Genomic DNA, 11315 nt, shown 5'->3' with positions numbered 1-11315 from the left:
GCCGATCTCGACGAGCCCGTCGCCGCGGCCGACGTCTCGAACGAAATTGCGGAACTGTTCCTTGAGCAAGACCGTGCCATGCGGCAGGAGGAAGCAGAGTCCGTGTATAACTTCCTGCAGGGTGAGGGCGAGAAGCTCAATTCGGTTATCGAGGAGCTGGAGCAGAAACTCGCAACGTTCAAGGTCGGTAATCTGAACCAACTTCCGGAGCTCAAGGATTTCAACATGCGCCTTTATGAGCAAACGGAGGGTAAACTGGAGCGGACAGAAGAAGAGATCCGCTCACTTGAGGACAGGAAGCTCAATCTTGAAGCTCAGATGGCCGTCACGAATCCCTATGGAACACTTTACGCTGACCCCGATAAGACCCTGTTGTCCGGACCGGCTCGATTGCGCACGCTGCTTACCGAATACCTCAGGGTCTCATCTCAATATACCCCCAATCATCCCGACGTCATCAAGCTTCGCAGGGAAATCAATTCATTAGAGGGGCAGGTGGGCGGTTCGAGTAAGGCGAGCAGCCTGGTCAACAAGCTGACCGTAACTCGCGAACAGCTGTCAGAGTTAAAACAGAAATATAGCAGTGAACATCCAGACATCGTCAAACTGAACCGCACCATTCCTGCTTTGGAGCGGGAGCTGCGGGAGTTTACCGAGGCTCAGCTTTCGGCTGACGGAGAGGCAGCGAGTCCAACAAACCCCGCCTACGTTTCTCTGAGGACTCAGCTCGATACTGTCAACGCCAATCTCAGGGCGAAGTACGAGCAGAAAACGAGCCTGCAGTCCAAGCTGGTTGAGTATGAAAAGCGCGTCAGCCAGACGCCGTTAGTCGAACGCGAATATCTTACGCTGAGCCGCGGCTACGATAACGCGACCAAGAAATACAAGGAGATCAAGGACAAACAACTGGAGGCGCAGTTGGCACTGGGGCTGGAAGGTGAGTCCAAGGCCCAGCGCCTGACACTGGTAAGGGGCGCCAGAGTACCGACGGCGCCGTATAGTCCAAACCGACCAGCCTTCATTGCGATCGGATTGGTGCTTGGACTTATTATCGGAGTGGGTGTTGCTACGATCGCAGAATACAGTGACGAGAATGTCAGGGGGAAGCGGGGTGTTGTGGATGTGTTCGGCGCACCGCCGCTGGCTACCATTCCCTACATAGAGAATAATCTTGATATCGCCGAAAGGTCCCGACGGAATAGGATGACACTGATTGTCGCAGGGGTGGTCGTCACGGCCCTGCTTGCATATGCCTATTACATCTGGTCCTCTCAGACAGGAGCGGAAGATGCAGGCAATCCGCATAGCTCTCTACTAGGCTAAACTTCAATTGGGGAGACGTTTTTTATGATCGGGTGGTGCGGCGGGATTCATTCCAGAGTGCCGGGTGTGGATATAAATGCGTTGCTATCGCGCCGGATTTTCCGGAACCGAATAATGGGATTTAATGGGTGCGGCTGCTGTGGAACATTCAATTTTTCACCTTGCGAACAGTGACGCGGACTGGACGCAGTGCGATCGGTTATCTTAAGGGTGTCATAGTGCCACGTTCGGGTTGTAGTAGCAAAACCGAAAACTGAGTTTAAGTCGATCAGGTTCTTTCTCGGTAGAATCGATCATCAAGCTGTGACTGGAATAAATTATGGACAGTATTTCAAAGGCAATGTCGCTCGCGAAGAGCGATATCAAGCGATCGCCAGTATCGTTGAGAGAAGAAGAGAAGAATATACGTTATTCGAAGACTCGAAATTACAGCATTCCCGAAGAAATCCTGCGGGAGAATCGCCTGCTAGGCGCCACCTCCGACAAGAAGGTGGTGGACGCGTTCCGCCTGCTGAGAACACGCGTGATGAGTCGGATGCAGCAGAATCACTGGAACACGCTTGGTATAACGAGCTGCAGACCGAACGAAGGGAAATCGCTGACCGCGATCAATCTTGCGATCAGCATCGCGATGCGACAGAACTACACCGTGATGATGGTGGATACGGATCTGAGGCGCCCCAGCATACACTCGTTTTTCGGAATCAGCCCGAAATACGGACTGGCGGATTACCTGATCAGGGATGTGCCGATCGAAGAGGTTCTGGTACACCCGGGAATCGATCGTTTCGTGATGCTCCCCAGCGGGGGGTCACTCGATGCCCAGTATCGCTCGTCCGAGTATCTTGCCTCTCCGAAAATGGCGCAGCTGGTCGAGGAACTCAAGACGCGCTACCCTTCGAGGCTGGTACTTTTCGATCTTCCTCCTATTCTGATCGGCGATGACGTTGTCGCGTTTTCCACCTACCTGGACGCGATCATGATGGTCGTCGAAGACGGCAAGACTCGAGAGGGGGAATTGGCGCACGCACTCGATCTGATTTCGGAGGTTGAGGTAATCGGTACCGTTTTGAATAAATCGGACGAGTTGATGCAGGAAAATCACTATCAAAGTTATTACTAGTATCAATTGTTTCCCTGCGGGGATATCAACACCAACAGCCTGTCGGAGTATGAGAACAATGAGACGGTTTTGTCAGAAATTCTGCATTTCTGCGGTACTCCGAGATTTCTGTGGCTATCGAAGGCAATCTTTTCCACAGAATTCGCGTACGTTCGCTCTGAAATCGTAAATCCGATAGTCCCTAGCGAGATTCTTGGTTTTCGAACGACGTCTGAATGCCGTCTTATCGGGTTAGACGTGTTCCCTGCCGTTTTCCGTCCATGAGGTCGGCGCCATCAAACAAGACAGCCCCAATAGATCGGAAGGGAAGCCACGGCGCGGATTCAGATACGATGACCCGGCATTCGGTATTGAGCGGTCAATCGAGCTGGTCGTAATTCCTGACAAAGACCTGTCATGAAGACCTTTCGATGGTTGAGACGATACGCATCGGTAGCAACGCCGGTAAAAGAGTGGAACAGGTCTATGTTCAGTGAAAATGACTCGAATGCCTTTGCGATCATAAGGCCACCCAAGAGTTGGGAACTTATCGATTTCAAGGAGCTTCTCGCCTACCGTGATCTTTTCTACTTTCTCGTATGGCGGGATATCAAGGTACTCTACGCCCAGACCGTTCTGGGATTTGCGTGGGCGATACTCAATCCACTCATTCAGATTGTCATCTTTAGTATCATTTTCGGCAAGGTCGCTCGCCTGGATACCGGAGGTATCCCGTACGTCCTGTTCTCAACGGTTGCCATTATCCCATGGACATATATGTCCGAGTCGATGTCGGCTTCGAGCCAGAGCCTGGTTGCCGGGCAGAACCTGCTGGGCAAGGTGTACTTCCCCAGGTTGATATTTCCCCTGACCCCGGTCCTGGCGAAGCTGGTTGATTTCTGTATCTCGTTGCTGCTCCTGATGGGTGTCATGATCTATTACAAGATTACGCCGACGCTCAATCTCGTCTACCTCCCGCTTTTTGTGTTGTTGATGATGGCCATTCCCGCGGGTGTCGGGTTATGGATGTCCTCGCTGGCCATTCGTTTCAGGGACGTCAAGTTCGCTATGCCTTTTGTGCTGCGCATGTTGATCTACACTGCGCCGATACTCTATTCCGCTGAAAAGATCCCCGATCAGTATCGGTTGCTCTACTCCATTAACCCGATCGTCGGTGTGATCGAGGGCTACCGGTCCTGCCTGCTCGGAACGCAAATGCAGTGGGAATACATCCTGCCGGGTGCGGTGACAGGGGCATTGCTGCTCATCAGTGGGGCGATGTATTTCCGTCGCATGGAACGCGTTTTTGTCGACGTTATTTGATCGGAAACGGGGTAGCAGGACCCGGCTCGATGCAGGACTGTCAGAAAGATGAAGAAGAATCTCGCTATCAAGGTCGACAATATCAGTAAAATCTATCGGATCGGTACACGCGAACAGGCGAATGAAAATTTTGTCGACGCGATGTTCGAGTTCGTCAGGAGTCCGCTGGAGAACTTCAGAAAGTACCGTTCGCTGTATGATTTCTCGGACGTGGAGGAGTCGGACGGAAATGAGGACGACATTTCGGTAATCTGGGCGTTGCGGGACGTGTCGTTTGAGATACCGCAGGGAGAAGTCGTGGGCGTGATCGGAACGAACGGTGCCGGTAAGTCCACGCTGCTGAAAATACTCTCCAGGATCACGCCGCCAACACGCGGCGAGGTCGGTATCCGCGGTAGGGTGAGCAGTCTGCTCGAGGTGGGTACCGGATTCCACCAGGAATTGACTGGACGGGATAACGTCTATCTCAATGGCACGATTCTCGGGATGCGTAAGCGTGAGGTCGACCGGAAATTCGACGAGATCGTCGAGTTTTCCGGCGTCGATAAATTCCTCGACACCCCCGTAAAGCGCTATTCGAGCGGCATGCGCGTACGTCTCGCATTTGCGGTCGCGGCCCATCTCGAACCGGAAATCCTCATCATCGACGAAGTGCTCGCGGTAGGCGACACTACCTTTCAGCAGAAATGCATGAACAAGATGCAGGATGTCGGGCAGCAGGGACGGACGGTGCTGTTTGTTTCTCACAACATGCCAGCCGTCACAAGACTTTGCCCGCGTGCGATGCTGCTCGATCAAGGGGGACTGGTAGAGGATGGTCCCTCCGACAAGGTCGTCGAGCACTATCTCAAGACCGGCCTCGGAACGACACCCGTAAGGTCATGGGCGGATCTGACCAATGCGCCGGGTGATGACGTCGTCAGGTTGCGGCGCGTCTCCGTGGCCACCGAGGATGGGGAGTCCCCGGATAGCATCGATATTCGCCACTCGGTCGGGCTGCGGATGGAGTATCGGGTGCTTAAGGCGGGAAAGGTGCTCTTTCCCTACTTCATCGTCAACAACGATCAGGGGGTTATTGTGTTTTCCACGATCGACCAGGACCCTGAGTGGCAGGGACGCCAACGCGCCCCCGGGGACTTTGTCAGCACGGCCTGGATCCCGGGAAATCTGCTCAGCGAGGGAATTTTCTACGTAAATCCCGTCATGCGGGCCCCGGAGCGCAGGATCAGACACTTCAACGAGAAGGATGCGGTGGCCTTCAACATCGTCGATCCGGCGGAGGGAGATTCCGCACGCGGCCATTGGACCGGGCGTCTCAGTGGCGTCGTGCGCCCGATGCTTCGATGGGAGACGGAGTTCACTCCGGCGTAGTCCTCGCGCCAGACTGAGAACGAAGTCCGGCGATGCATCGGTTCAGGGTCCTGTGCGGTACGCGTTTCCGTTCAGACGTGATGACTGAACAAACCTTCGCGCGCGTTGCCCATTAGGGTGCGGAAAGCGTCGCTGCTGACCTTCACCAGCGATTCGTGGTCGCCCGCCTCGAAGTAGATCTCTTGCTCACGTCCCAGGTGAGAGTCCCACAAGGCCTGAATGCCGTAGGCATCACCGACCGGGGGTGCGGCGCCATGGGCGCAATCGGGAAACAGATCGCTCAGTTCCTCCTCGGTCGCCATGCCGACGATGTTGTGTACTTCCTCGCCGACCTTTTCGAGATCGAGGTGGTAGTCTGCGGGTATGACGACCATTGCGTAGTGATCGTGTGTCTTGACGACCACGGCCTTCGCGAGTCGGTCGCCGGGGATGTGCGCCTCCTCGGCCGATTCCTGACTCGAACCCGTACGCGGATGGGAGACGAGTTCGAAGGGGATGCCGTTCGAATTCAGAAAGGTACTCAATTTTTTTGCTATTGCCATTTGTCGACCTCGGTTCCGGAGTAGGCTTTCTGCTGGAATCATGGACTGGATTCCCGGGGCTTGCAAGGGAAGTCGCTGAATTGTCTGATTGATGTCAACGCAAGCGTTTAGGGGGCGAGGAGCGACATGCGCTAAGATGCGTTTCATGGATCGAAACGAACCCATGATTCGGGTCAGAGATCTGCATCGGTCCTACTGTGAGGGCGACGGGACACGCATGGTCCTGAACGGAATCGATCTGGATGTAGGCGCCGGGGAGATTCTGGGACTGCTGGGTCGCAGCGGGTCCGGCAAATCGACCCTGCTGAATCTTCTGGCGGGGATCGATCTTGCGGATCGGGGCGAGGTGATCATCGAGGGTGTCGAATTGCTGGGTGGCTCCGAACGCCGGCGCACGTTGTTCCGACGGGCCCGTATCGGCTTTATCTATCAGTTCTTCAATCTCATCCCCACACTCACGGTAGCGGACAATATCCGCCTGCCGCTGGAGCTCAATGACGTGGGGGCAAGTCAGGCGCGCGATCGCGTCAGCGAGCTCCTCGAAGCCGTGGAACTCTGGGACCGCGCAGCCGCATACCCGGACGATCTGTCAGGTGGGGAGCAACAGCGGGTCGCCGTGGCGCGTGCACTCGCCCACCGGCCCTCGGTCGTGCTGGCGGACGAGCCGACCGGAAATCTGGACGCCGCGACCGGGGAGTTGGTCATGAATCTCCTGTCCCGGCTGGTCGTCGAGCAGGGGTCGACCCTGATCCTGGCGACGCACAACGTCTCGGTTGCGGGGGCTGCAGATCGCTGTCTGACCCTGGAGCGAGGACGGTTGTTGGAGCAGGGTGATCTCACTGCATGGTGAACCCTACCCTGCTGCGTGGTGCGGCGACCTTCCATGCAAGGCATCCCTGGCAGGCGGGGCTGGCGGTCCTGGCGGTCGCGCTGGGTGTCGCCATGGTAGTGGCCGTGGACCTCGCCAATGAAAGCGCACGCCGGGCGTTTCGGCTTTCCGCCGAGGCGTTAACCGGCCGTGCTACCCATCACCTGACGGCTCCACCCGGCGGGATCGCCGAAGGTATCTACGCGGCGTTGCGGCTGCGGCAGGGATACCGGCGTAGCGCACCTTTCGTGGAGGGTGCGGTGAGCTTCCGTGGAGAGCAGTTTAGGTTGATCGGCATCGATCCGTTGGCCGAAGGGGCATTTCGGGAATGGCGGCAAGCCGGGACCACCGGAGACGGCATGTCTCGACTGCTGTCCGAGCCGGACACCGTCATGATGCCGGGCATTTCCGCGAACCGGCTGAATATCAGGGTCGATGATCGGCTCGATCTGCGCGTCGGCGGGCGCCGGGCGACCGTGACCGTGGCGGGTCTGATTGAGACAGAGAATCCGCAGGCGATCGAAGGCGTTCTGCTGGCGGACATTGCTACGGCGCAGGAGCTCCTGGGACGTGAGGGTCGAATCGACCGGATCGATCTCATCCTGACGGATCGCGAGGTGGAACGTCTGGAAACGGAGCTTGCCCCGGGGCTGATACTGGAACCGGGCGCCGCGGGAACACGCAACATCTTGAACATGACCCGCGCGTTTCATACCAACCTCTCCGCCATGAGCCTTCTCTCCGTTCTCGTCGGCGGGTTTCTGATCTACAACATGATGACCTTCACGGTCCTTCGACGCCGTGCGACGTTGGGAATACAGCGCATGCTGGGCGTGACGAGGGGAGAGATCTTCGTGCTGGTGCTGATCGAGACCCTGGCGCTGGGCTTGATCGGGTCGCTGTCAGGACTCGTGCTGGGCTGGCTGCTGGGTCACTCTCTCCTTGGGATGGTGGCGCGCACCATCAATGACATCTATTTCGCCGTCAACGTCACGACGCTGAGCTTCGAGCCGGGCTTGTTTCTCAAGGGTATCGCGGTCGGTGCGGGTGCGGCGCTGCTTGCCGGTCTTGGCCCAGCCGCCGAGTCCGCCAGGGCCTCGCCTCTCGAGGTGCGGCGAAGGTCTTCGCTGGAGCGTCGTGGACATCGCTGGGTCCCCTGGCTTGCCCTGACGGGTGTACTGATTTGCGTGGTCGGCTATGCCATCCTGTGGTTGACCACTCGGGATCTCTGGTTGGGTTTCGTTTCACTGTTTCTGGTCGTCATCGGTTGCGCCTTGATGGTTCCTTTGGCCGTGCTGGTGATGCTACGAGTGGTTACACCGGCCTTGGGCAGGCTCTCGGGTGTTACCGGGCGGTTCGCGGGGCGCGGTGTTTCCACCGGATTGAGTCGCACGGGACTGGCGATCGCCGCGCTGACGGTGGCGACCGCGGCCACGGTCGGCGTGGGAATCATGATCGAGAGTTTTCGTTATTCGGTCTCCGCCTGGTTGCAGCAGACACTGCGCAGCGACATCTACGTGTCCGTGGACGGTCCGGGGTCGCGGGCCTTGTTGGACGACCGGATCGAGGGGCTGGTTCGGGAGATCCCGGACGTCGAGTCGGTCAGTACCGGAAGGTTGGTGCCGGTTCCCTCAACGGTCGGCGAGATCGACGTGCTGGTACTCGGCGCGGGGAAGCACAGCAGGGACGGGTATCGGCTGCTTACCGGCGATATCGAAGTCGTGTGGCCGCGGTTCGAGGCGGGCGAGGTCGTGCTCGTCTCAGAGCCGCTGGCCTCGCGCTACGGGATCCGGTCCGGTGACGGGATCGAGTTGGTGTCGGTGGCCTCCGGCCCGCTCAAGGTGATCGCGGGCGGAATATTTCGCGACTACAGCTCCAGCCAGGGGTTGCTGGTCATGAGCAGGGCGCTTTACGAGCGTCATTGGGACGACACCGGGGTCGCGACGGTGGGGATCAAACTGAAACCGGACGCGGACCCGGATGAGGTCGTGCGGCGCATACGCGGCGTCTCCTCGCGGATCGGTCAGGACCTGACGGTGAGTCGGGCTGCGGCTATCCGTGAGGCGTCGTTGCAGATTTTTGACCGAACCTTTGCAGTGACCGCGGTGTTGAGGTGGTTAACCATCGGGGTGGCGCTGATCGGTTTCCTCAGTGCGTTACTTGCCCTGCAGATCGAGCAGGCCAGGGAACATGCACTGCTACGCGCCACGGGTCTCACGCGATCGGGACTCTTCGCGCTGGTCCTCACGCAGACCGGTGTAATGGGAGCGATGGCCGGGTTGCTGGCGCTGCCGCTTGGCTGGTTGATGTCGGTGTTGCTGATTCACGTCATCAACCAGCGCGCTTTCGGCTGGAGTATGGAAACCACGGTTCCGCCAGGAGTCATGGTCGAAGCCCTGGCGCTGTCTCTGGTAGCGGCCCTGGTCGCCGGGATCTTGCCCGCCCTGCGCATGAGCCGGATCTCGCCAGCCATGGCCTTGAGGGAGGAGTAGGTGTTGCCCCGGGCCCTGGTGCTGAGTGCCTGTCTCATGGCAGGCTGCGGAACCCGTGAGGCACTGCCACCTCGCTTCGATGTGACGGATGTGTTGTCGGGCGGAGAGACGCAGGGGTACCGTCTGGCGCTGGCGCCCCGCGAGTTCCACTTTCCCCGGGACCACGGAACGCACCCCGGGTTCCGCGACGAATGGTGGTACGTGACCGGCAACCTGGAGGACGCATCGGGAAGGCCCTTCGGTTTTCAGGTCACTTTCTTTCGCTTTGCCGTGGCGCCCGGCGATCCCCGGCGAACGTCGGCATGGGGTACGAATCAGGTATGGATGGCGCACCTGGCGGTCAGCGACATCGCCGCAGGCGAACACCTCGCGGACGAGCGCATGGCGCGGGGCGCATTGGGGCTGGCGGGCGCTCAGCACGAACCCTTTCGGGTCTGGGTCGAGGACTGGGAAATCCTGGGTTCCCCAGGAGGATTTCCATGGCGAGTTCGGGCGAGCACGGAGACCTTTGGTATCGATTTGACGATTCAACCCGAAAAGCCGATCGTCCTGCAGGGCGATCGGGGTCTGATCCGCAAGAGCGCCCGTGAGGGTAACGCTTCATACTATTATTCGATCACGAGATTGCGCACCCGTGGGCAACTGCGAATCTCAGACCGTGCGCATGTCGTGACCGGTAGCTCGTGGCTGGATCGCGAGTGGGGTACCAGCTCGCTTGGTGCCGACCAGGAGGGTTGGGACTGGTTTGCCCTGCAGCTCGAGGGGAACCGCGAATTGATGTTTTACCGAATAGGGAGACGCGATGGTTCAATAGACCCGATGAGCTGTGGTGTCCTGGTGGATGCCGACGGTAAGCCGACGGTGCTGTCGGCAACGGACGTCTCTTTACGGCCTTTGCGGACCTGGCGCGGACCCGGTAACGCACCCTGGCCCGTGAAGTGGCGGCTAAGTGTCCCTGCACAGGACATCGACTGGATCATAGACGCGGCGTTCGACGACCAGTTGGTCGATCTGGCGTTCCGCTACTGGGAGGGCAGCGTGCGCGTCCGGGAAGCAGATGGCGGTCGGCTCGCCGGCCGGGGGTATTTGGAGTCGACCGGCTATGGTGGTGCGAGGGTCAGGTAGTCGGGGTGTGTGATTCCGCTGCCACGCAGCGGCGGGTATCATCGTATCGAACGAGGGCCGAGCGAGTGCCTCGGGGTGATTCGGGGCCCGCTTGAGGTCGCACGAGTCGAAAAGGACAATCAGAAACGGGGGATAGAAATGGCAATCGAAGAAGGTAAAGCGGCACCGGTGTTCACCTTGTCGGATGCGGACGGGAGCAAGGTGGCGCTGAAGTCGTTTCGGGGACGGGACGTCATCGTTTACTTCTACCCGCGTGACGATACGCCGGGTTGCACCAAGGAGGCCTGCGGGTTTCGCGATCTGTGGGGCGAGATCGAGTCGCAGGGTGCGGTCGTACTCGGTATCTCCCCGGACGGTGCGGAATCTCACGTGAAATTCGCGGAGAAATACGATCTGCCGTTCACACTGCTCTCGGACCCTGACCGCAAGGTGATGACCAAGTATGGCGCCTTCGGGGAAAAGACGATGTACGGCAAGAAGACGATGGGCGTGATCCGCTCGACGGTGTGGATCGGGCCGGACGGCAAGGTGGTCAAGCACTGGCGTCGTGTCGCCGAGGCCGCGGACCACCCCGCGAAGGTGCTGGAGGCGCTGACGGCTGGCGCGTGATCGGACCGCCCCGCCCGCGAGTTTCTTGAGGAATCCGAGATAGGGAGGCGTGTCCCAGGGGCGTCCCCCCAGGGCCTGGTAACGGATACGCCCCTCCTGGCTCGGGGAATTGGGTCGGATACAGAATTGCAGCTCCGGCTGCCTGACGCATTCCCCACCCAGCAACCCCGCCGGTTGGTCGGGCCGGGCGCTGCCAGCAAGCGTCAAGAGCATGGCGGTTGCGAATAGCTTCGTGTGGCAATGCATGCGTACCGGATCGGGGGGGCTGAGGTGTAGGGGAATCTACAGCTTTCGAAGCCGTCTCCACGTTCGGCCAGACCGTTTTACCCGGCACCCTTAGCCCGATCAGGTCCGAACCGGTTTTACTTTCCCACGATCAGACCGGTGCGGGATAACTCGCCTCGAGCCCGTTGGAGGCATTACCGCTGAGGTCGGCATCGACGTGGTTGGAGTCGATGATGTTGAGGGTCTGGTACTGGTTGTTGATCTGGATCTGATCGGCGATGTACTGGTTGACGAAGTACTGGTTGATGGCCGGTGCGCCGGAGCGACGGGCGAGG

General features: G+C 58.8%; 10 protein-coding genes. 8 read left to right on the top strand and 2 right to left on the bottom strand.

The genetic code is table 11. From position 1 onward, the window contains the following. The 4 genes from LJE91_13625 to LJE91_13610 all read left to right on the top strand — a co-directional run. Positions 1-1323, top strand: a 1323-nt coding sequence (locus tag LJE91_13625; protein ID MCG6869720.1) for a hypothetical protein, incomplete at its 5' end; no start/stop codon positions are given. A 319-nt stretch (positions 1324-1642) separates the two neighbouring features. Continuing rightward, positions 1643-2446, top strand: coding sequence for a CpsD/CapB family tyrosine-protein kinase (locus LJE91_13620; GenBank protein ID MCG6869719.1), 804 nt, complete (start codon positions 1643-1645; stop codon positions 2444-2446). Between the two features lie 465 nt (positions 2447-2911). Beyond that, complete coding sequence (locus tag LJE91_13615; GenBank protein ID MCG6869718.1) at positions 2912-3748, top strand: ABC transporter permease; 837 nt, start codon at positions 2912-2914, stop codon at positions 3746-3748. Positions 3749-3796: 48 nt separating this feature from the next. After that, positions 3797-5119 carry a polysaccharide ABC transporter ATP-binding protein gene (locus LJE91_13610; protein ID MCG6869717.1) on the top strand — a complete coding sequence of 441 codons (1323 nt, stop codon included), beginning with the start codon at positions 3797-3799 and terminating at the stop codon, positions 5117-5119. A 71-nt stretch (positions 5120-5190) separates the two neighbouring features. Here LJE91_13610 and LJE91_13605 read toward each other — a convergent pair whose 3' ends face one another. Continuing rightward, positions 5191-5661 carry a YbaK/EbsC family protein gene (locus tag LJE91_13605; GenBank protein MCG6869716.1) on the bottom strand — a complete coding sequence of 157 codons (471 nt, stop codon included), beginning with the start codon at positions 5659-5661 and terminating at the stop codon, positions 5191-5193. 163 nt (positions 5662-5824) lie between these two features. Between LJE91_13605 and LJE91_13600 the strand changes: the two genes are divergently transcribed. The 4 genes from LJE91_13600 to LJE91_13585 all read left to right on the top strand — a co-directional run bounded on the left by LJE91_13600 (position 5825) and on the right by LJE91_13585 (position 10755). Next, entirely contained in the window at positions 5825-6511 is a 687-nt protein-coding gene (locus LJE91_13600; GenBank protein ID MCG6869715.1) for an ABC transporter ATP-binding protein, read from the top strand. Continuing rightward, positions 6505-9021 carry an ABC transporter permease gene (locus LJE91_13595; GenBank protein ID MCG6869714.1) on the top strand — a complete coding sequence of 839 codons (2517 nt, stop codon included), beginning with the start codon at positions 6505-6507 and terminating at the stop codon, positions 9019-9021. Before LJE91_13600 ends, LJE91_13595 begins: the two co-directional genes overlap by 7 nt. After that, complete coding sequence (locus LJE91_13590; protein ID MCG6869713.1) at positions 9022-10146, top strand: carotenoid 1,2-hydratase; 1125 nt, start codon at positions 9022-9024, stop codon at positions 10144-10146. Positions 10147-10284: 138 nt separating this feature from the next. Then, positions 10285-10755 carry a peroxiredoxin gene (locus tag LJE91_13585; GenBank protein ID MCG6869712.1) on the top strand — a complete coding sequence of 157 codons (471 nt, stop codon included), beginning with the start codon at positions 10285-10287 and terminating at the stop codon, positions 10753-10755. 376 nt (positions 10756-11131) lie between these two features. Here LJE91_13585 and LJE91_13580 read toward each other — a convergent pair. Beyond that, positions 11132-11315 (bottom strand): hypothetical protein (locus LJE91_13580; protein MCG6869711.1); only part of this gene is annotated, 184 nt, incomplete at its 5' end.

Source organism: Gammaproteobacteria bacterium (genome assembly GCA_022340215.1).
GTDB lineage: Bacteria > Pseudomonadota > Gammaproteobacteria > JAJDOJ01 > JAJDOJ01 > JAJDOJ01.
This window is presented reverse-complemented; position numbering and strand designations above follow the sequence as displayed.